The 19,148-nt window shown below is 72.4% G+C and carries 20 protein-coding genes; 9 read left to right on the top strand and 11 right to left on the bottom strand.

Features of this window, described 5'->3' with window-relative positions; all coding sequences use genetic code 11:
• Positions 1–30: 30 nt before the first annotated feature.
• The 3 genes from M1D46_RS03875 to M1D46_RS03885 are packed head-to-tail and all read right to left on the bottom strand — an operon-like array spanning position 31 to position 3,136.
• Entirely contained in the window at positions 31–930 is a 900-nt protein-coding gene (locus M1D46_RS03875; protein ID WP_456286671.1) for a carbohydrate ABC transporter permease, read from the bottom strand.
• Complete coding sequence (locus M1D46_RS03880) at positions 930–1,841, bottom strand: carbohydrate ABC transporter permease (RefSeq protein WP_271173414.1); 912 nt, start codon at positions 1,839–1,841, stop codon at positions 930–932. The genes M1D46_RS03875 and M1D46_RS03880 overlap by 1 nt, the downstream gene beginning before the upstream one ends.
• A complete protein-coding gene (locus M1D46_RS03885; protein ID WP_456286673.1) occupies positions 1,838–3,136 on the bottom strand; it encodes an ABC transporter substrate-binding protein in 1,299 nt (432 codons plus the stop codon). Before M1D46_RS03885 ends, M1D46_RS03880 begins: the two co-directional genes overlap by 4 nt.
• A gap of 117 nt (positions 3,137–3,253) precedes the next feature.
• Between M1D46_RS03885 and M1D46_RS03890 the strand changes: the two genes are divergently transcribed.
• Positions 3,254–4,483 (top strand): ROK family protein, encoded by a 1,230-nt coding sequence (locus M1D46_RS03890; protein ID WP_456286674.1) that lies wholly within the window; start codon positions 3,254–3,256, stop codon positions 4,481–4,483.
• A gap of 87 nt (positions 4,484–4,570) precedes the next feature.
• Here M1D46_RS03890 and M1D46_RS03895 read toward each other — a convergent pair whose 3' ends face one another.
• The 3 genes from M1D46_RS03895 to M1D46_RS03905 all read right to left on the bottom strand — a co-directional run bounded on the left by M1D46_RS03895 (position 4,571) and on the right by M1D46_RS03905 (position 6,385).
• Positions 4,571–4,837 carry a GlsB/YeaQ/YmgE family stress response membrane protein gene (locus tag M1D46_RS03895; RefSeq protein WP_271173417.1) on the bottom strand — a complete coding sequence of 89 codons (267 nt, stop codon included), beginning with the start codon at positions 4,835–4,837 and terminating at the stop codon, positions 4,571–4,573.
• A gap of 115 nt (positions 4,838–4,952) precedes the next feature.
• On the bottom strand, positions 4,953–5,807 hold the full coding sequence (locus tag M1D46_RS03900; RefSeq protein WP_456286676.1) for an endo alpha-1,4 polygalactosaminidase: 855 nt from the start codon (positions 5,805–5,807) through the stop codon (positions 4,953–4,955).
• A complete protein-coding gene (locus tag M1D46_RS03905) occupies positions 5,807–6,385 on the bottom strand; it encodes a hypothetical protein (RefSeq protein ID WP_271173419.1) in 579 nt (192 codons plus the stop codon). The genes M1D46_RS03900 and M1D46_RS03905 overlap by 1 nt, the downstream gene beginning before the upstream one ends.
• Positions 6,386–6,415: 30 nt before the next feature.
• Between M1D46_RS03905 and M1D46_RS03910 the strand changes: the two genes are divergently transcribed.
• The gene (locus tag M1D46_RS03910; protein ID WP_456286677.1) at positions 6,416–7,477 is read left to right on the top strand and encodes a VanZ family protein; all 1,062 of its coding nucleotides are present in this window, start codon (positions 6,416–6,418) and stop codon (positions 7,475–7,477) included.
• Between the two features lie 13 nt (positions 7,478–7,490).
• Here M1D46_RS03910 and M1D46_RS03915 read toward each other — a convergent pair whose 3' ends face one another.
• The gene (locus M1D46_RS03915; protein WP_271173421.1) at positions 7,491–7,625 is read right to left on the bottom strand and encodes an LAETG motif-containing sortase-dependent surface protein; all 135 of its coding nucleotides are present in this window, start codon (positions 7,623–7,625) and stop codon (positions 7,491–7,493) included.
• Between the two features lie 81 nt (positions 7,626–7,706).
• On the opposite strand from M1D46_RS03915, the gene M1D46_RS03920 reads away from it, so the two are divergent.
• Positions 7,707–8,234 (top strand): adenine phosphoribosyltransferase, encoded by a 528-nt coding sequence (locus tag M1D46_RS03920; RefSeq protein ID WP_456286678.1) that lies wholly within the window; start codon positions 7,707–7,709, stop codon positions 8,232–8,234.
• Positions 8,235–8,312: 78 nt separating this feature from the next.
• Entirely contained in the window at positions 8,313–9,821 is a 1,509-nt protein-coding gene (locus M1D46_RS03925; protein WP_456286679.1) for a nucleobase:cation symporter-2 family protein, read from the top strand.
• A gap of 176 nt (positions 9,822–9,997) precedes the next feature.
• Here the strand turns inward: M1D46_RS03925 and pucL are convergent, their stop codons facing one another.
• Genes pucL through M1D46_RS03945 form a run of 4 tightly spaced genes read right to left on the bottom strand, consistent with a single transcriptional unit; the run spans position 9,998 to position 12,433 of the window.
• Complete coding sequence (pucL, locus tag M1D46_RS03930) at positions 9,998–10,915, bottom strand: factor-independent urate hydroxylase (RefSeq protein WP_456286681.1); 918 nt, start codon at positions 10,913–10,915, stop codon at positions 9,998–10,000.
• 3 nt (positions 10,916–10,918) lie between these two features.
• The gene (uraH, locus tag M1D46_RS03935) at positions 10,919–11,230 is read right to left on the bottom strand and encodes a hydroxyisourate hydrolase (RefSeq protein ID WP_455969088.1); all 312 of its coding nucleotides are present in this window, start codon (positions 11,228–11,230) and stop codon (positions 10,919–10,921) included.
• Entirely contained in the window at positions 11,227–11,757 is a 531-nt protein-coding gene (gene uraD / locus M1D46_RS03940; protein ID WP_456286682.1) for a 2-oxo-4-hydroxy-4-carboxy-5-ureidoimidazoline decarboxylase, read from the bottom strand. Before uraD ends, uraH begins: the two co-directional genes overlap by 4 nt.
• A gap of 52 nt (positions 11,758–11,809) precedes the next feature.
• The gene (locus M1D46_RS03945; RefSeq protein WP_324012930.1) at positions 11,810–12,433 is read right to left on the bottom strand and encodes a helix-turn-helix domain-containing protein; all 624 of its coding nucleotides are present in this window, start codon (positions 12,431–12,433) and stop codon (positions 11,810–11,812) included.
• A 176-nt stretch (positions 12,434–12,609) separates the two neighbouring features.
• Between M1D46_RS03945 and M1D46_RS03950 the strand changes: the two genes are divergently transcribed.
• Genes M1D46_RS03950 through M1D46_RS03970 form a run of 5 tightly spaced genes read left to right on the top strand, consistent with a single transcriptional unit; the run spans position 12,610 to position 19,108 of the window.
• Entirely contained in the window at positions 12,610–14,283 is a 1,674-nt protein-coding gene (locus tag M1D46_RS03950) for an NCS1 family nucleobase:cation symporter-1 (RefSeq protein WP_282979273.1), read from the top strand.
• Positions 14,283–15,035 carry an aspartate/glutamate racemase family protein gene (locus M1D46_RS03955; protein ID WP_324012927.1) on the top strand — a complete coding sequence of 251 codons (753 nt, stop codon included), beginning with the start codon at positions 14,283–14,285 and terminating at the stop codon, positions 15,033–15,035. The genes M1D46_RS03950 and M1D46_RS03955 overlap by 1 nt, the downstream gene beginning before the upstream one ends.
• Complete coding sequence (allB, locus tag M1D46_RS03960; RefSeq protein WP_456286683.1) at positions 15,032–16,384, top strand: allantoinase AllB; 1,353 nt, start codon at positions 15,032–15,034, stop codon at positions 16,382–16,384. Before M1D46_RS03955 ends, allB begins: the two co-directional genes overlap by 4 nt.
• On the top strand, positions 16,381–17,538 hold the full coding sequence (locus tag M1D46_RS03965; protein ID WP_456286684.1) for an acetamidase/formamidase family protein: 1,158 nt from the start codon (positions 16,381–16,383) through the stop codon (positions 17,536–17,538). The genes allB and M1D46_RS03965 overlap by 4 nt, the downstream gene beginning before the upstream one ends.
• Positions 17,531–19,108: an AtzH-like domain-containing protein gene (locus M1D46_RS03970; RefSeq protein WP_456286685.1), complete on the top strand. Its 1,578-nt coding sequence runs from the start codon at positions 17,531–17,533 to the stop codon at positions 19,106–19,108. Before M1D46_RS03965 ends, M1D46_RS03970 begins: the two co-directional genes overlap by 8 nt.
• Positions 19,109–19,148: the final 40 nt, after the last annotated feature.

Raw genomic sequence — 19,148 nt, forward strand, 5'->3', positions numbered from 1 at the left:
CCGCTCATCCGCCCGTGGACGGTTCGGCGCTCAGCCCTTGACGGCGCCCTGCGTGACGCCCTCCATGACCCAGCGCTGCGCGAACAGGTAGGCGATGATCGCGGGCGCCATCGCCATGAGGTACGACGCGAACGCGACGTTGTAGTTGCTGCTGAACTGCGTCTGGAACAGGTTCTGGCGAACGGGCAGCGTCTGCAGGTTCGCGTCGGAGATGATGAGCGACGGCATCATGAAGTCGTTCCACGCGTAGAGGAATGCGAAGATGCCGACCGTGGCGCTCATCGGGGCGAGGAGCGGGAAGATGAGCTTCCAGAACGTCTGCCACGTCGAGGCGCCGTCGATGCGCGCGCTCTCCTCGAGCTCGAGCGGGATCGACCGCAGGAACGCGGTGAACAGCAGCACGCTGAAGCTCAGCTGGAACATCGTCGCGAGCAGGATGACCCCGAGCGGGTTGTCGAGGCCGACCCGGCCCGTGAGCTGGATCTGCGGGAGGGCGACGACGGGGAACGGGATGAACATGGCCGCGAGCAGGTAGAAGAACGACCAGCGGAACAGCTTCCGATCCCAGTTGCGGACGATCGCGTAGGACGCGAACGCCGCGAGGATGATCGTCGCGACGACGGTGCCCGCGGTCACGATGAGCGACATCGCGAAGCCGACCGGGAACTTCGTGAGCTGCCAGGCGTCGATGAACCCCTGGATGCTGAACGGCATCGGCAGCGAGAACGCGTTGCCGTCGCCCGCCTGCGAGCTCGTCTTGAACGCCATCGAGACGGTGACGTAGAGGGGCAGGATCACGGTGATCGCGCACAGGAACAGGATGACGGTGGCCGACCAGTTCACGCGCTCCATGCGGAAGCGCGGGGCCTTGCCGGCGGCGCTCGTGACGATGGCTCTCGTGCTGCCGGTGGGGGCGGTGTGCGTGGACATCAGAGTGCGCTCCTTCCGCGCGTCACCGACAGCTGCAGGACGGCGATGATGACGGTGATGATGAAGAACAGCGTCGCTGTCGCCATCTGGTAGGCGTAGTCGCCCGTCTGGAAGCCGCGGATGATCGTCATCGCGATCGTGCGGGTGGAGGTGCCGGGGCCGCCGTTCGTGAGGCCGACCACGATGTCGTACGAGTTCAGGAAGTTCTTGAAGCCGAGGATGACGTTGATGACGACGTAGCCCGCGACGAGGGGGAGCGTGATCCGCAGCAGCTGCTGCGGCTTGGACGCGCCGTCGATGTCGGCGGCCTCGTAGACCTCGCCGGGGATCGACAGGAGTCCCGCGATGTAGATGAGGAGCGTGCCGGGGATCGACTGCCACGCAGTCACGATGACGATGCCGAGCCAGGCGAGGTCGGGGTTCGCGAGGATGCTCTCCTCGAGGAACGGGATGCCGAGCGCGGCGCCGGCGCCGGGGAGGGAGTTCTGGAAGAGGAACTGGAAGACGTACGCGATGATGATGCCCGACACGACCATCGGGATGACGAAGATCGCGCGGAGCCCCATCTTGAAGCGGATGCGCGCCGTGAGCCCCACCGCGAGGAGGAACGCGATCACGTTCACGACGACGACCGTCACGAGCGAGAACCCGAAGGTGAACAGGAAGCTCGAGAGGATGGCCGGGTCGCTGAAGGCCGCGATGTAGTTGGTGAAGCCGATGAACTTCCAGTCGCCGAGCCCGATGGAGTCGGTGAAGCTGAAGACGATGCCGATGACGCCGGGAAGCGTGATCGCGAGCGTGAACAGCAGCAGCGACGGCAGCAGGAAGAGGTAGTAGATCGGCTCGACCCGCTTGCGGCTGCGGCGCACGCGGCGGTCGCCGCCGGTCACGATCGTCGTGGTGGTGCTCATTCTGCCGTCTCCTCGGTCGAGACCGCCGGCTGGCGGAAGGCGAGGCGGGCCCAGTCGGCGTCCATGGTCTGCAGGACCGAGGAGGCGTCCGCGCCGAGGACGAGCGACTGCGCGTAGTTCTCGGTCGGGATGGCCCGCGGGTTCAGGACGCCGGGGCCCTGGTAGACCGCGCCCTCGTTGTAGTAGCCGATCATCCCCTCGACGCGGGGGTCGCTCGGGTCGTCGCCGGTCGTCGTCGGCACGAAGCCGAGCTGCGACTCGTTGTACTCCTGGATGAGCTCGGGCTGGAAGAGGTGCTCGAGGAACGCGAACGCGCCCTCCTTGTTCTCCGCCTCCTCGGGGATCATCGTGACGAGGTCCATGTTGACGCGCACCTTGAGGTCGGCCGGGTCCTCGGTCATCGGGAGCGGGAAGGTGCCCAGCTCGAGGTCGGGGTTCGTCTTCGCGATCTCGCTGAAGGCCCACGGTCCCTGCAGGTACATCGCGCCCTCGCCATTCGCGAAGGCGACGTTGCCCGCGTCGTAGCCGCGGCTGCTCGCGTTCGGCTGCGTGTAGGTGCTCGCGAGGAGCTGCATCTTCTCGATCGGCTCGAGGAAGTCCTTCTGGAAGGACACCGGCGAATCCGGGCCGACGTCGGTGCCCTGCGCGGCGAGCTGGTCGTAGAAGTCGAGCACGTCGAGGGATCCGCCGATCGCGTAGTCGAACCATCCCTGGTTCGCCGTCCAGGCATCCGCGAAGGTCGCGTAGAACGGCGCGACGCCTGCGGCCTGCAGGGTGTCGCAGACCTCGATGAGCTCGCTCCACGTCTGCGGGACCTCGAGGTCGTGCTCCGCGAAGATCTCCTTGTTGTAGATGACCGATGCGGCCATCACCGAGTACGGGAGCGCGGTCGTGCGGCCCTCGCAGACGCCGTACTGGTCGAGGAGGGGCTGCATCTCGGGGCGGATGTCGGCGGCCGCCTCGGTCTCGGACAGGTCCGTGAGCGCGCAGCGCTGCACGAAGCGCGCGACCTCCTGGTTGTAGTTCGCGAGCATGAGGTCGGGCGGATTGCCGCGGACGAAGCTCGCCGCGATGACGTCGGGGCCCGACGTGTCCATGACCACCTCGTACTCGTCCTGCGACGCGTTGAACTCGTCGACCACCTCGGTCATGAACGAGATCGCCTCGCGCTTGCTGAACGTGAAGTGGACGGTCTCCCGTCCGCCGGCGGAGCAGCCGGCGAGCAGCGACGCGGTCACGGCGACGCCGATCCCGGCCGCGGCGACCCTCGTCGCTCTTCTCAGTCCCAAAGACATCGTCGTCCTCTCCTGCGTCTCGATTTATTCAGCGAGTAAATCTAGACTGCGAATATAACGGGGACACTCTCTCACCGCCAGTCGGGCGGCGTCAAGACCCCCAGTAAGGTCGAGGACATGGCTCACGGCACGGCGAACTCGCCCCAGGTGCTGCGCCGGATGAACTCCGGCGCGGTGGTGCGCTTCGCCCTGCGCGTCGCGGAGTTCACGGCGGCCGAGGTGATGGCGGAGACATCGCTCACCCGCGCGACGGTGCTCGGCGTGTGCGACGACCTCGTCGAGGCCGGATGGCTCGTCGAGCTCGAGGACAGCCGGGCCGCCGGCCTCACGAGCAAGGGGCGCCCGGCGCGGCGCTACCGTCTGCGCGACGAGGCGGGGGTCGTCGCCGGCATCGACGCGGGCGAGCATCGCTTCACCGCGATCGTCGCCGACCTCCGCGGGAAGGTGCTCGGCGAGGTCGGCGCCGACGCGCCCGCCGTCGACCGCCGCCCCGGTTCCGCGGCCGAGCGCAGTCGCGCCGAGGCGGCGGAGGAGCGCCGCGCGCTCGCCGTGCGCCTGCTCGACGAGGCCCTCGCCGCGGCGGGAGCGCAGCGCGACGACCTGCTCGTCGTCGTCGTCGGCGTTCCGGCGCCCGTCGACGCCGACGGGCGATCGCCCGCGGGCGATCGGGACTACTGGAAGACGATGAACCCGGGCTTCGCGGACGCGCTCCCCGGCCCATCCGTGGTCGTCGAGAACGACGCCAACCTCGCGGCGGTCGCCGAGCAGAGCCAGGACGGGCAGGCCCACACGGCGAACGTCGCGACGCTGCTCTCGGGGGAGCGCCTCGGCGCGGGCGTCATCGTCGACGGCCGGCTGCTGCGCGGAGCGCGCGGCGGAGCGGGCGAGATGCGCTTCCTCGACATCGTGGAGGGAGCGGGGAGCCCCGACGGCGTCGGCGCGCTCGCCCGGATGTGGGCACAGGACGCCGTGGCGAACGGGGAGCGGAGCGCGCTGGCCGAGCTCCCCGTCGACGAGATCACGGCGCGCGACGTCTTCCGCGCGGCCGCCGACGGAGACGCGCTCGCCACGGCCATCCTCGATCGGCTCGGCGACCGCATCGCGCGGGTCGCGCTCGTCCTCGCGAGTCTCCTCGACATCGAGCGGGTCGTCATCGCCGGCGCGATCGCGGAGGCCGTCGAGCCGGTCCTCGCGCGTGCGCGGACGGTGCTCGCGGAGGAGTTCTACCCGCCCGTGCCCGAGCTCGTCGCGAGCACCCTGGGGCGCGACATCGTCGTCCGAGGCGCGGTCGAGTCGGCTCGCGCCCGCATCCGCGAGGAGCCGCTCGCCTTCGAGCCGCGCCGCTGACACGGCGATGGCCGGCGCATCCCCCGACGCGCCGGCCACCTGTGCCGCTCGATTCCCGGCACGCTCACATGCCGTGCACGCTCACACTCAGTTCGTCTTGCGTCGACCCGTGATGAGTCCCCAGATGAGGAGGACGATGATCGCTCCGCCGATCGCGAGCAGCCAGCTGCCGAGATCCCAGAACTGGTCGACACCCACTCCGAAGAGGGCCGTTCCGATCCATCCGCCGAGCAAGGCTCCGACCACGCCGAGGATGAGGGTGGCGATCCAGCCGCCGCCCTGGTTGCCCGGCAGGATGGCCTTCGCGATGGCTCCGGCGATGAGGCCGAGGATGAGGAATGCGATGAAGCCCATGACTGCTCCCTTCTCAAAGCGGTGCGCGGATGTGCGCCGCTGATGCAAACCTAGGGGCGACGGCGGCAGCGGCGCATGGGCTTGACAGCGATGACTCGGCGGCGGTAACCGGGCTTCAGCAGTGCGCGAACACGTGCGCGGGGTCGCCGCGCGGGGTCGCGTCGCGGTCGCGGAGGGTGATCGGATGGTCGCCCGCGCGACGGGCGCACGCCCATTCGAGCGCGGTCCGCGTGATGCCGTCGCGCTCGACGACGCCCGTGTCGTCGTACTCGATCTCGAGCACGCGGCCCGGGTAGCGGTAGTCGGCGCACTCGTCGTGGAGCTCGCACTCCTCGGCGACGGCGAAGTCGAAGCCGAGCTCGGGTCCGGACGCCCCGAGCTCGGCGGTGTTCTTCTGCGCGACAGCCAGCCCGAGCCGGTGCGCGAGGGGGATGACCTCCGCCATGTAGGCGAGCGCGTGGTCGAGGGTCTGCAGCCCGTGCGAGCGCTCGTGCTGATCGAGGTTGTCGGGCTCCACGGCGTCGTAGCCGTCGTCGGCGCACCCGCGCAGCCACGCCGACTGGATCTGGAGCAGCGCCTCGCGCGCGGCGGCGGTCCGGATGTCGAACAGGGCCTCGTTCCACTCCTCGTCGACCACGAGAGCGCCGTCCGCGTCGCGCAGCAGCAGCTCGGGGTGGACCGCGCCCCACCACGCGGTCGTCCCCTCGAGCGCGGGGTCGGGCCCCGACGCGGGGTCCGGCTGGGTCTGGAAGAGGTTGACGTAGCAGACGCCGTAGGCCCCGGCCGCGGGCGCCTCGGTGCGGTCGCGCACGACGATCGTCACCTCCGGAGCGGGCGCGTACGCGCCGCCGAGCTGGTAGTCGAGCACGCCGTCCGGAGGCGGAAGGCGGATGCCGTCGTCGGCCGCCGCGCATCCCGCGACGAGCGCGGCGGCCGCGAGCAGCGCGGCGGCTCCGCCGGTCCGCCGCATCAGGCGGGCGGGAGCCGGAGGATGTTCGACTCGCCGACCTCGAGGTCGTCCGAGAGGCGGATGGTCCGGGCGAGGTCCTCGATCGCCGGCAGCAGCGTGCGGAAGCGCTCGCGGTCGGGCGAGGCTGCCTGCAGCGTCACGAGCTGCGTGCCGGTGTCCCACGTGTAGGTCGCCGAGAGGAGGGAGCGCTCGCCCTGCGGCATGTCGATGACGAGCTTCTCGCCCTGCCCGAGGAACGGCGACCGGAAGTCCTCGGTGTCGTCGTACTCGATCGGCATCATGGCGCGGGCGGTCCGCAGCTGCGCCGTGAGCTCCTGGACCTGGGCGATCGCGACGAGGAGCTCGGGGTCGTCCTTCCAGACCCACGCGAGGATCCGGCCATCCGATCGGCGCATCATCGCGCGCGCGGCGCGATTGGCGATCCACGCGAGGAATCCCGACCCGGGAGCGCCCTGCGGGAGGCCGGCGCTCCCGAGGAGCATGCGGATGGCCGCCTTCCGGTGGCGGCCGCCGCGGAGTCCGCGCCCGGTCACGGGCACCCAGCGGGTCGAGTCGGCGTCGGCGAGCAGGCGCGTCATGGGTCCAGGGTAGGGGCTCGGATAGCGTGGATGCCTGTGAACGGCCAGGTGCTCCCCGCTGTCGCCGCGATCCTGCTCGGGGCGGTGTTCGCGGTGCTGCTGTTCGTGCCGTTCGTCGCCGTGCAGTATCGACGGGAGGGCCGGCTCACGCTCCGGCAGCTGGTGCTGTGGGGCGCCTTCCTCGTCTACGGCCTCGCGCTGTGGACGTACACGCTGCTGCCGCTCCCCGACCCTGACGCCATCCGGTGCGCGGCGCCGCAGCTGCGGCCGTTCCAGTTCGTCGACGACATCCTCGACCACCCGGTCGGCTCGCTCTCCGCCCTGCGGCACAATCCCGCGGTCATGCAGGTCGCACTCAACGTGCTGCTGTTCGTGCCGCTGGGGTTCTTCCTGCGCCTCATCTGGCGGCGCGGCGTGGTCGTCTCGACGCTCGTCGGGTTCGGGCTCTCGGTCGCGATCGAGACGACACAGGTCACGGGCGTCTGGGGCATCTACCCGTGCGGGTACCGCCTGTTCGACATCGACGACCTGCTCGCCAACACCGCGGGAGCCCTGCTCGGCGGTGCCCTGTCGCTCGCCGTGCGCCCGCTTCTCGCCCGCCGCGACGCACGGCCCGCGGCAGACGCCCCGCGCCCGGTGACGATCTGGAGGCGCCTGCTCGGCATGCTGTGCGACGCGCTCGCGGTCGCGCTGACCGGCGGCGCGGCGGGGATCGCGGTGAACGCGTGGCAGCTCTCCGTCGCCGGCGTCCCGGCTGCGCAGCTGGATCCCGCCGCAGCGAACGTGGCGGCGACCGCCGTGCCCTTCGTCCTCCTGGCGGCGGTCGTCCTCGTGACGGGCGGCACGGTGGGCGACCACGCCGTCCTCGTCCGGTGGGAGGGCGGGGTGGGGCCCGCGCCGGCGGCCCGCGTCCTGCGCTATCTCGCAGGCATCGGCGGCTGGCAGCTCCTCGGCATGCTGGCGTCGCCGCTCGACGCGCTGTTCGCCGTGGCGAGCGTCGTCGCGCTCGTCATCGCGACCGAGCGCGGCGGACTGCCGGGCGTCGTCTCCAGGATGCGCCCGATGGATGCGCGCGCAGGGGCTCGGGTCTAGGCGGCCCCGCGCGTCACTGCCGGCGGCGGAGGACCAGGAGCCCGGCGCCCGCGAGCACGAGCACCACGGCGCCGCCCACGATCCAGGGCACGAGGTCGTTGCCGGTGCTCGCCAGCGCGGTCGAAGCGGAGAGGAGGGTCGTCGTCACGCGCCCAGTCTGCCCCATGCCCGCCCCGATCCGGGAGCACCGCCCCCGCGGCCGTCCAGGCGGCGCCGGTAGCCTGGGCAGGTGAACGACGCCCTCGCCCGTGCCGAATCGCTCATCGACCTCACTCCGGACTACCCGGAGCCGGGCATCCTGTTCCGCGACATCTCGCCGCTGCTGGCCGACCCCGAGGCTCTCCGCGTCGCGTGCGCCGCGCTCGTCGAGCCGTTCGAGGGCCGGTTCGACATCGTCGGCGGCATCGAGGCGCGCGGGTTCCTGCTCGCGGGGTATGTCGCGGCCGTCGCCGGAGTCGGGGTGCTGCCGATCCGCAAGGCCGGGAAGCTGCCCAAGCCGGCGGCCGCTGTGTCGTACGACCTCGAGTACGGGTCGGCGGCGATCGAGGCGCCGGGCGTCCTCAGGCCGGGGGAGCGCGTCCTGCTCCTCGACGACGTGCTCGCGACCGGCGGGACGCTCGCGGCCGCCCAGCAGCTCATCCGGGACCTCGGCGCCGAGGTGGCCGGGTCGGCCGTCGTACTCGAGCTCGTCGATCTGGGCGGCCGGGCCGTCGCGGGCGACGTGCACACGCTCTTCACGGCGCACGAGTCCGCCTGACGCGGCCCGTGAGGCGCTCGTCATGAAGTGACTCCTTCACGAAACGCCCGGGCAACACCGCGTCATTAGCGTCGCGGCATGACGACCTCCTCCCGCGACGCGAACACCGTCGACTCGATCCCGCCGCTCGCGCGGCTGTTCCCTCTCGGCCTCCAGCACGTGCTCGCGATGTACGCGGGCGCCGTCGCCGTCCCGCTCATCGTCGGCGGCGCGATCGGGCTCGGCGGCGCCGACCTCGTGTACCTGATCAGCGCCGACCTCTTCGTCGCGGGCATCGCGACGATCGTGCAGTCGATCGGGTTCTGGCGGTTCGGCGTGCGCCTGCCGCTCATGCAGGGCGTCACCTTCGCCGCGGTCGGCCCCATGATCGCGATCGGAACGCAGCACGGCATCACGGCGATCTACGGTGCGACCATCGCCTGCGGCCTCTTCATGATCCTCGTCGCGCCGTTCTTCTCGCAGCTCCTGCGCTTCTTCCCGCCGCTCGTCACCGGCACCGTCATCCTCATCATCGGCCTGTCCCTCATGGACGTCGCGGCCGGATGGGTGATCGACGGCGCGGAGGACGGCGCTGCCGACCCGCTCAACCTCGCCTTCGCGGCTGGGACCCTGCTCTTCATCGTCCTCGTCGAGCGGTTCGCTCCGCGGGCGCTCGCCCGCATCTCCGTGCTCCTGGGGCTCGTCGCCGGCACCCTCGCCGCACTCGCCGTCCCCGGGATGGTCGACTGGTCGGGCGTGGCCGACACGGCGTGGTTCGGCATCGTCACGCCGTTCCACTTCGGACTGCCGACCTTCGAGATCGCCTCGGTCGTCTCGATGCTCGTCGTGGGCCTCGTCATCATGACCGAGACGACGGGCGACATGATCGCCGTCGGCGAGATCGTGGAGCGCCCTGTGGGCCGTCGTCAGCTCGCCGACGGGCTGCGCGCCGATGGGCTCGGCACCGTCATCGGCGGTGTCTTCAACACCTTCCCCTACACGGCGTTCGCCCAGAACGTGGGGCTCGTCTCGCTCACGGGCGTGCGCTCGCGCTGGGTCGCGACGATGGCGGGCGGGATCCTCGTCGTCCTCGGCCTGCTGCCGCCGGTCTCGGCGATTGTCGAGGGCGTCCCGCGGGCCGTGCTCGGCGGCGCGGGGATCGCGCTGTTCGGGATGGTCGCGGCCAGCGGCATCCGGACGCTCGCGAAGGTCCGCTTCGACAACCGCAACGTGCTCGTCGCCGCGGTCTCGGTCGGCATCGCCCTGCTGCCGACGGTCGCGCCGGAGATCTACGCGCGCTTCCCCGACGCGTTCACGCTCATCTTCGACTCGGGCATCTCCGCGGGCGCGATCGCGGCCATCCTGCTCAACCTCCTGCTGAACTCGCGCTCGGCGAAGGAGAAGTACGGCGCCGACCCGGTCGTGGGGTCGTATGACGGCGTGCGCTCGACCGCCGCGATCGCCCTCGTCTCCTCCGAGGCCGTGGGGGCCGGTCTCACCCCTGTGCGGTTCCGCGACGAGAGCGGTCAGGAGCTGCCGGCCGTCGACAAGGACGGCAACCCTGTCGACGCGCACGTCGTCGCGCCCGAGGGCGACCCCACCCGCTGAACGGCCGCCCTCCCCGACCTGGGCGAGCAAGGGTCTTGTCCAGGTCGCACTTCGCGTCCGTAAAGCGGCGTTTGGGGACGCGGAGTGCGACCTGGGCGAGAGAGGCGGGGGAGAAGAGGGGACGACGGACTGGAGGGAGGGGCAGAACGAGGGGCAGACCGAGGAGCGGCGCGACGTCAGATGAACGTCGGGACGTCGGCCCAGGCCGCGGGCGCGTCGTCGACGCCGTCGCGCACGACCGTCCCCTCGATGAGCCCGTAGGGGCGGTCGTCGGCGATGAACACCTCGCCCTCGTTCTCGAGGTCGAAGCGCGCGAGGTCGTAGAGGAAGTGGTGCCGGTTCGGCATCGCGAAGCGGATCTCCGCGAGCTCCGGCCGCGCCTCGATCGCCGCGCGCCCCATCGCGAAGAGGGTCTGCTGCAGGGCGAGCGAGTGCACGACGGCGAACCGCTCGAGGAGCACGGCCGTGACCTCCTCGTACACGCCGTTGTAGTCCACGCCCTCCGCGACCGCCTCGGGCAGGAAGCGCCAGCGCGCCGTGACCGACGTCGCCATGATGCGGTCGTCGGTCTCGGGGAGGGTCGTGAACGGCGTCCTCGGGAACCCGCGGAACTCCGATCCCGTCGACTTCAGGACGACGAGGCCCTTCACGCCGCCCAGCACGTGGGTGCCGCCATCCGCGACCTGGACGGCGGCGAGCCGCGTGCCGCGCCCCGTGCGGACGAACGCGTGATCGTGGCCGGAGCCGTCGACGACGATGCGCTCCCACACGTGCTGCTCGGCCTGCCACAGCCCGCCCTCGACCCAGTCGAACTCGGTCGTGAAGTGCTCGGCGAGGAGGGAGAGGAAGCGCTCGGGCGAGCCGACGCCGTGCGTCTTCGCGAACGCGAACACCGTGTTCTTCTGCGTGTCGGTGGCGATGACCTTCGCGTTGTCGCCGGTCAGGAACGAGTCGGCGAACGCCTCGCCGCGCAGCTGCGAGGTGACCGTGAGGTCCTCGATCTCGTGCCGGGCGGTGTCCCGCGTGATCCGCACGAGGCGGTTCTCGGCCTTGCCGTACTTGTGCGGTCCCAGGTGCACGGACACGTCGCTCATGGATCAGCTCCCTCGGTAGGTGGAGTACGCGAACGGGCTCAGCAGGAGCGGCACGTGCGCGTGCGGCTCGCCGTCGACCCGGAAGGCGACGGCGACGGACGGATAGAACGCCTCGACGCCGCGCGCCGCGAACCACGCGCCGGTGTCGAAGACCAGCGTGTGCTCGCCCGCGCCGAGCTTTCCCAGCGCCGCGCGCCCGTCGGCGTCGGTCTCGGCCGTCGCGACGACGGCGCCCGCCGTGCGCACGGCGACGGCCATGCCGGCCGCGGGGCGTCCGCTCGCGGCATCCAGCACATGCGTCGTCAGCTCGGTCATCGGGTCTCCTCGGATGGCGCGGCGGCGGATGGCGCGGCGAAGGCCGCGCGGATGCGGGCGAGGGCGATCTCGAGGAGCTGCCCGCACGCCTCGCGGACCTCGGCGGCGTCGTCGTTCGCGAGCCGGCGGTCGAGCTCGCCGAGCATCTCGACGGGGGAGCGGCCCGCGGCGCGGATGAGGAACACCCGGCCGAAGCGCGCCTCGTAGGCCGCGTTGCCCTCGGCCATCCGCGCGGCGACCTCGGCGTCGGCGTCGGCCATGGCCGCCTGCTCGCGCCGGGAGGCGGCGGCCTCCGCGCTGTCTCCCGTCGGACGATCGCCGATCCGCGGATGGCGCGCGAGCGCCGCGTCGAGCTCGCGCTCACCCCAGGTCGCGGCCTCCTCGGCCGCCCTCGCGAGCAGCGCGTCGAGCGACCCGTGCGGTCGGGACGCGACGAGCGCGTCGACCCAGCTCGGGACATCCGCCCACACCCGCGCGACCGCCGCGGCGTCGGGAGCGGGCGCGCGGTCGAAGTCCTCCAGGAGCATGCCGCCACGCTAGGGGCGGCGTATTTCGGCGCGGTAACGCGCGGCGGTTCGCTCAGTCGGCCGAGGGCGGATGGACGATGAGCCAGCGGGCGACGGCGGGTTCATCGCCCGTGTTGTGCAGGCGGTGCGGCTTGTCGCAGGGGTACCGGATGGTGTCGCCCGCGCGCAGCACGACGACCTCGTCCGAGAAGTCGATCGTGAGCTCGCCGGAGAGCACCTCGCCGACCTCGTACCCCTCGTGGCGGAAGAGCTGATCCTTCGACGACGCCGTGCTGCCGGGCGGGTAGATCGACTCGAAGTAGTCGATGCCGGGGCTGTCGCCCGGAGCGAGGCGACGGAAGACGACGCCTCCGCCGAGCTCGAGGTACGCGGCGTCCGCCGCGCGCTCGAGAGCGTACGACCCGTCGTCGGGCCCCGTCGCGACCGACCCGGAGAGCACCGTGGCGAGCGGGACGCCGAGGGCGTCGGTGATCGCGATGAGGCGCGAGACGCTCGGCTGCATGACGCCGCGTTCGATCTGCGAGACCGCGCTCGTGGAGATCCCGAGGCGCCGGGCGAGGGCGGAGACCGAGAGCCCGGTGAGCGTCCGGGCCTCGCGGAGCCGGCGCCCCACGAGGGTGCGCGGGTCGGGCGCGTCCCCGACGCCGGCAGCGGGTCCGGGGGCCGAGAGGGTCACGCCGACATGCTAGCCCGCGCCGCGAGCGAGCCGCCGTCGGGATTTACGCCGCCGAAACACGAGGGACACGGCGCGGGAAACGTGAAGGGATAACTTCACACCACGCCTCTCGTCCGGCAAGCCTCCATCGGCCGGAGCACCACCGACACCGCATCCTCCTCTCGAAAGGCACCATCGTGTCGCAGAGCAGCTCCCCCACCCGGCCGCAGGACGTCGTGGAGGCCGCGGGCCACCCCGTCGGCTCCGGCAACATGCGCCCCGGCTACGACCCCCGCCTCGCCAACGAGGACCTCGCCCCGCTGCGCCGCCAGCGCTGGACGAGCTACAACATCTTCGCGTTCTGGATGAGCGACGTGCACTCCGTCGGCGGCTACGTCACCGCCGGCTCCCTGTTCGCGCTCGGCATCGCGAGCTGGCAGGTCCTCGTCGCTCTCGTCGTCGGCATCCTCATCGTCCAGTTCTTCACGAACCTCGTCGCGAAGCCGAGCCAGCGCACGGGCGTGCCCTACCCCGTCGTCAACCGCTTCCTCTTCGGGGTCAAGGGCGCGAACATCCCGGCCATCGTCCGCGGCGTCATCGCGATCGCCTGGTACGGGGTGCAGACGTACCTCGCCGCCGAGTCCCTCACCATCGTCTTCCTCAAGTTCATCCCGGCGTCGGCCGCGCTCCTCGAGCCGAGCTTCCTCGGCCTCGACGCGCTCGGATGGATCTCGTACGCGATCCTCTGGGTCGCGCAGGCCGCCGTCTTCTGGAACGGCATGGAGGCCATCCGCCGCTTCATCGACTTCGCGGGCCCCGCCGTGTACGTCGTGATGATCGTCCTCGCGGTGTATCTCGTGAGCCAGGCGGGCTGGGAGAACATCAGCCTCGACCTCTCGAGCGGCGAGCCCCTCGACCTGTGGGCCTCGATCCCCGTCATGCTCTCCGCCATCGCGATCGTCGTGTCGTACTTCTCGGGGCCGATGCTGAACTTCGGCGACTTCGCGCGCTACGGCCGCAGCTTCCGCGCCGTGAAGCGCGGCAACCTCTGGGGCCTGCCCGTCAACTTCCTCTTCTTCTCGATCCTCACGGTGGTGACGGCGTCGGCGACCGTGCCGGTCTTCGGCGAGCTCATCACCGACCCCATCCACACGGTCGAGCGCATCGACCACTGGTTCGCCATCCTGCTCGGCGGTCTGACCTTCGTCACCGCCACGGTCGGCATCAACATCGTCGCGAACTTCATCTCGCCGGCGTTCGACTTCTCGAACGTCGCGCCCCACCGCATCTCGTGGCGGATGGGCGGGATGATCGCGGCGGTCGGGTCGGTGCTCCTCACGCCCTGGAACTGGTACGCGAACGACCAGGCCATCCACTACACGCTCGGCATCCTGTCGGCCCTCATCGGCCCGCTCTTCGGCATCCTCATTGCGGGGTACTACGTGGTGGCGCGTCAGCGGATCCGCGTCGACGACATGTACACGATGTCCGAGCAGGGCGCCTACTGGTATCGCCGCGGCTACAACCCGAACGCGCTGTGGGCGGTCGCGGGCGCGGGCGTGCCGACGATCCTCCTCGCGATCGTGCCCAAGTCCCTCGTGTTCGCGGGAGCGATCGACCCCGCGTGGGGCGCGATCGGCGACTTCACGTGGTTCATCGGGTGCGGACTCGGCTTCGCCATCTTCACGCTGCTCGAGCGCGCCCGCCCGACCGTCCCCGTGTTCGACGGCGAGACCGCCGGCGTCTCCGACGGCACGGCAGAGGACGTGCTCGAGGAGTACCCCGACACCGCGACCGCCTCGCTGGCGGTCGCGCAGGCCGAGGCCGCGCTCGCGGCCTCCGACGAAGAAGAGGACGCCCAGGTCCGCTGATGCGCATCACCCTCATCAACCCCAACACCTCCCGGGCCATGACGGCCAAGATCGCCGCCGCGGCCCGGGAGGCGGCCGCCCCCGACGTCGAGGTCGTCGCCGTGTGCCCCGCGGAGGGAGACGGCCCGGCCGCGATCGAGAGCCACCTCGACGAGGTGCACGCGGCGGCCGCGGTCGTCGACGCCATCCGGCGCGACCAGGCGGCGGGCGGCAGCGACGGCTACATCGTCGCGTGCTTCGGGGACCCCGGCCTCGACGCCGCGCGCGAGCTCGTCGACGCACCCGTCGTCGGCATCGCGGAGGCCGCTATGCACGTCGCCGCCCTCACCGGGCGGACCTTCGGGATCGTCACGACGCTCTCGCGCACGCTCGGCCGCGCCGAGGACCTCGTGCTCCGCTACGGGTTCGAGCGCGCGTGCGTCGCCGCCTACGGCACGGGCATCCCCGTCCTCGACCTCGAGGAGGCCGACCCCGCGGCCGTCGAGCGCATCGCCGCGTGGTGCGAGCGCGTCGCGTGGGAGGACCGCGCCGACGCCGTCGTGCTCGGCTGCGCAGGCATGGCCGACCTCTGTGCGCACCTGTCCGAGCGCGTGGGCGTCCCGGTCGTCGACGGCGTCGCCGCGGCGGTCGGGCTCGTCTCGGCGATGGCGCGGATGGGCGTGGGCACGAGCAAGCGCGACGAGTACGCGACGCCGCCGCACCGCGAGCCCCTGGCGCGCGACGCGGCTGTCGCGGGGAGCGTGACCGCATGAGCGGCCCGGTCTCTGCCATCGCCGCGCGGCGCGTGCTCGTGGGCGGCGCCTTCGCGGCCGCCACCGTGCGCATCGCCGACGGCCGCGTGGCCGGCGTGGAGCCGTACGACCCCGACGCCGAGGTCGTGCTCGCCGACGCGGAGGTGCTGCTCCCTGGCCTCGTCGACAGCCACGTGCACCTCAACGAGCCGGGGCGCACCGCGTGGGAGGGCTTCGCCACCGGCACGGCGGCGGCCGCGGCGGGCGGCGTGACGACGCTCGTCGAGATGCCGCTCAACTCGGTGCCCGTCACGACGACGCCCGCCGCGCTCGCCGCGAAGCGTCGGGCCGCGGTCGGCAAGCTCGCGGTCGACGTCGCGTTCTGGGGCGGCGCCGTGCCCGAGAACCTCGGCGCCCTCGGCGCTCTGCTCGACGCGGGGGTCGTCGGGGTGAAGTGCTTCCTCGCCCCGAGCGGGATCGACGAGTTCGGGCACCTCGACGCCGCTCAGCTGGAGACGGCTCTCGCCGAGCTCGCCGCGCGCGACGGCCTGCTCATCGCGCACGCCGAGCTCGAGGAGCACCTGTCCGACGCCGCGGGCCCCGTGTTCACCGATTTCGTGGCATCCCGCCCTCCTCGCGCGGAGGTCGAGGCGATCCGCCTTGTGATCGAGGCGGCCCGGCGGACCGGGGCCCGCGTGCACATCGTGCACGTCTCGGCCGCGGAGGCGCTCGACCTCGTGCGCGCGGCCCGCGCCGACGGCGTCCGCATCACCGTGGAGACGTGCCCGCACTACCTGACACTGCGCGCCGAGGAGCTGCCGGACGGCCAGGGCCGCTTCAAGTGCTGCCCGCCGATCCGAGACGGCGTGAACCAGGACGCCCTGTGGGCGGGCGTCCTCGATGGCACGATCGCGGCGATCGTGAGCGACCACTCGCCCGCGACCTTCGATCTCAAGGGCGTCGCCGACCTCGGGCTCGCGTGGGGCGGGATCGCGGGTGTGCAGACCGGGCTGTCGGCCGTGTGGACCGAGGCGCGCCGCCGGGACCTGCCGCTCGAGGCCATCCTGCCGGCGTTCACGACCGGGCCAGCGGACCTCGTGCGCCTCGGCGACCGCGGCCGCATCGCTCCGGGAGCGCCGGCCCACCTCGTCGTGTTCGACCCCGAGGCCGAGTACGTGCTCGATGCCGCATCGCTCGCCTACCGGAACCCCATGTCGCCGTGGGAGGGCGCGCGTCTGCGCGGGATCGTCCGGGAGACCTACCTGCACGGCGAGCTCATCCACGCGCACGGCACCGGACTGCGCGCACGACGCGGGCACGAGGTGCTCGCCCCCACGACGACCGCGACCCTGACGGAGGCCAGCGCATGACCATCGACACCGCTGAGCGGAACCGGTTCGGAGCGGCCGCAGCGCCGGCGCGCTTCGCCGACATCCCGATCCTGCAGCCCGGTCGCGGCCTGCCCGACGGCGCGACGTACCTGCCGTCGTCGCCCGAGACCGTGCGGTGGGGGCGGCTCCCGAGCGGTGAGGACGAGCCCGTCCTCACGATCACGTCGGGCGAGACGATCATCGTCGACACGGTCAGCCACGAGGGGCTGCTGCCCGACCAGGGCCAGGACCCGGTCGCGTTCTTCGCGCAGCACGGCGTCCCCGCGGGCGCCGTCCTCGACGACGCGGTCGCGATCGCCGCATCGGTGTCGCGCGACCCCGTCGCCGACGGCCCGCACGTCGTCACCGGTCCCATCCGCGTGGAGGGCGCGCAGCCGGGCGACCTCCTCCGGATCACCGTCGTCGCGCTCGAGCCGCGGGTTCCGTACGGCGTCATCTCGAATCGACACGGCAAGGGGGCGCTGCCCGGCGTGCTGCCGCGCAGCGGCCGGACGGTCAGCGTCTTCGCCCCGGTCGAGGAGCGCGCAGGCCGCCTCGTCGGAGCGCTCCCCGCGACCGAGGGCGGAGCGCGCGACGTCGTCTTCCCGCTCGCGCCGTTCCTCGGCACGATGGGCGTCGCGCCGGCCGGGCCGGAGCGCGCGCATTCGGTCCCACCCGGTGCGCACGGCGGCAACATCGACATCAACCTCCTGACGGCGGGCTCGTCGCTCTACCTCCCCGTGCAGGTCGAGGGCGCGCTCGCGTACGTGGGCGACCCCCACTTCGCGCAGGGCGACGGCGAGGTCGCGCTCACGGCGCTCGAGGCCTCGCTGCGGGCGACCCTCCGCTTCGACGTCGTGCCCGCCGCCGCGGCCGAGCGCGCCTTCGGACGCATCGCCGGCCCGCTCGTGCGCACGGCCGACCACCTCGTCCCGACGGGCCTCGACCCGGATCTCGACGCGGCGATGCGGGCGTGCACGACGGAGGCGATCGCGCTCCTGCAGGCGCGATGGGGGATGGACGAGCATCTCGCCTACGCCTACCTGTCGGCGGCGGTCGACTTCGACATCTCGCAAGTCGTCGACGTCGTGTGTGGCGTGCACGCGCGAATCCGCGAGGCCGACTTCGCCGCGATCGAGGCCGCCGATGCGTGACGCGACGGCCGTGCAGGCGCCACCGCGGATCCCGGGCGACGAGACGGTTCCGGCCGAGCTGCTCGACGCGTTCCACGCGTACGAGCGGGCCGTGGTCGCGAACGACCTCGATGCGCTCGATGCGTGGTTCGACGACGCCCCCGACACGCTGCGCGGAGACGAGGGCGGCCTCCTCGTGGGGCACGACGCGATCAGCGCGTTCCGCGCGCAGCGGGGCGGAGTCGCGCCGCGCGCCATCGAGCGGATCGAGCACCGCCCGCTCGCCGACGGGACGGCCCTGCTCGTCTCGGTCTCGCGCTTCGACGCGGGCGGGCGAGGGCTGCAGACCCAGATCTGGCGCCGCAGGGCGGCAGGATGGCGCATCGTCGCGGCGCACGTCTCCGCGCGACCGCGGGCGTTCGACCGCGCGATCTGGCGCGAGGTCGGCGAGCCCCTCGCGCCGGCAGCGGCCGACGGCCCCCTCTCGGGCCTCTCGTTCGCGGTCAAGGACCTCTTCGCGATCGCCGGGAGCAGGATCGGCGCGGGCAATCCCGCCTACCTCGACGAGGCGCGGCCCGCCACGACGACCGCGCCCGCCGTGTCGACCCTGCTCGGCGGGGGTGCTGTGCTGCGCGGGATCGCGCGCACCGACGAGTTCGCCTACTCGATCGCGGGCGACAACGCGCACTACGGCACCCCGCCGAACGGGGCCCTTCCCGGGGCTCTCCCCGGCGGGTCGTCGAGCGGGCCCGCGTCGGCCGTCGCGCTGGGCCAGGCCGACATCGGCCTCGCGACCGACACCGCGGGCTCCATCCGCGTGCCGGCGTCCTATCAGGGGCTGTGGGGCCTGCGGACCACGCACGGCCGGGTCCCGCGACGCGGCGTGCTGCCGCTCGCGCCCGCGTTCGACACGGTCGGATGGCTCACGCGCGACGGCGAGACGCTCGAGCGGGTGGCCTCGTGGTGCCTCGACGGCGACGCCGAGGCGCCGCTGCCGTGGCGCTTCCGCGTCCCCGTCGAGGCGCTCGAGCTCGCCGAGCCCGCCGTGCGCGAGGCGTTCGAGGAGCTGCTCGCGGCGCTCGGCCGCACCGCGCCGATCGAGCGCGTCTCGATCGGCGACCTCGCGGCCTGCCACGAGCGGTTCCGCACGGTCCAGGCCGCCGAGGCCTGGCGAGTGCACGGGGCGTGGCTGGGCGCGCATCCCGGGGCGCTCGGCGGAGCCGTCGCCGCCCGCTTCGCCGCCGCGGCGGAGGTGACCCCGTTCGCCGAGCAGGCGGCGCGCGAGCAGCTGCGCCCGTTCGCCGCGCGCGTGCGCGCGCTCGTCGGAGACGCGGTGCTGATCCTCCCCGTCGTCCCCGGCCCCGCGCCGTCCCGCACCGCCGAGCCCGACGAGATCGACGCCATCCGCACCGCCACCCTCCGGCTCACGGCTCCCGCCGCGGTGGCGGGAGCGCCCTCGATCTCGGCTCCGCTCCTGACCGTCCCGTCCGCCCTCGGTCCTGCTCCCGTCGGGGTGGGGCTCATCGGGCGATCCGGCTCCGACCTCTCCCTCGTCCGCCTGGCGCGGGCGCTCGCCGACGCCGTGTCGTGAGCCCGCGCCGTCCCCTCCCGACCGCCCCACTCGGAAGCAG

Source organism: Microbacterium sp. JZ70 (genome assembly GCF_053903225.1).

What these genes read in the sequence shown, in the direction of transcription:
- uraH (WP_455969088.1), bottom strand. Translation starts at nt 11,230, where the DNA reads ATGACCGAGCTGACGACGCATGTGCTGGATGCCGCGAGCGGACGCCCC.
- M1D46_RS03965 (WP_456286684.1), top strand. Translation starts at nt 16,381, where the DNA reads ATGACCATCGACACCGCTGAGCGGAACCGGTTCGGAGCGGCCGCAGCG.
- pucL (WP_456286681.1), bottom strand. Translation starts at nt 10,915, where the DNA reads ATGAGCGACGTGTCCGTGCACCTGGGACCGCACAAGTACGGCAAGGCC.
- M1D46_RS03900 (WP_456286676.1), bottom strand. Translation starts at nt 5,807, where the DNA reads ATGCGGCGGACCGGCGGAGCCGCCGCGCTGCTCGCGGCCGCCGCGCTC.
- allB (WP_456286683.1), top strand. Translation starts at nt 15,032, where the DNA reads ATGAGCGGCCCGGTCTCTGCCATCGCCGCGCGGCGCGTGCTCGTGGGC.
- M1D46_RS03970 (WP_456286685.1), top strand. Translation starts at nt 17,531, where the DNA reads ATGCGTGACGCGACGGCCGTGCAGGCGCCACCGCGGATCCCGGGCGAC.
- M1D46_RS03895 (WP_271173417.1), bottom strand. Translation starts at nt 4,837, where the DNA reads ATGGGCTTCATCGCATTCCTCATCCTCGGCCTCATCGCCGGAGCCATC.
- uraD (WP_456286682.1), bottom strand. Translation starts at nt 11,757, where the DNA reads ATGCTCCTGGAGGACTTCGACCGCGCGCCCGCTCCCGACGCCGCGGCG.
- M1D46_RS03885 (WP_456286673.1), bottom strand. Translation starts at nt 3,136, where the DNA reads ATGTCTTTGGGACTGAGAAGAGCGACGAGGGTCGCCGCGGCCGGGATC.
- M1D46_RS03955 (WP_324012927.1), top strand. Translation starts at nt 14,283, where the DNA reads ATGCGCATCACCCTCATCAACCCCAACACCTCCCGGGCCATGACGGCC.
- M1D46_RS03880 (WP_271173414.1), bottom strand. Translation starts at nt 1,841, where the DNA reads ATGAGCACCACCACGACGATCGTGACCGGCGGCGACCGCCGCGTGCGC.
- M1D46_RS03925 (WP_456286679.1), top strand. Translation starts at nt 8,313, where the DNA reads ATGACGACCTCCTCCCGCGACGCGAACACCGTCGACTCGATCCCGCCG.
- M1D46_RS03905 (WP_271173419.1), bottom strand. Translation starts at nt 6,385, where the DNA reads ATGACGCGCCTGCTCGCCGACGCCGACTCGACCCGCTGGGTGCCCGTG.
- M1D46_RS03875 (WP_456286671.1), bottom strand. Translation starts at nt 930, where the DNA reads ATGTCCACGCACACCGCCCCCACCGGCAGCACGAGAGCCATCGTCACG.
- M1D46_RS03890 (WP_456286674.1), top strand. Translation starts at nt 3,254, where the DNA reads ATGGCTCACGGCACGGCGAACTCGCCCCAGGTGCTGCGCCGGATGAAC.
- M1D46_RS03910 (WP_456286677.1), top strand. Translation starts at nt 6,416, where the DNA reads ATGCCTGTGAACGGCCAGGTGCTCCCCGCTGTCGCCGCGATCCTGCTC.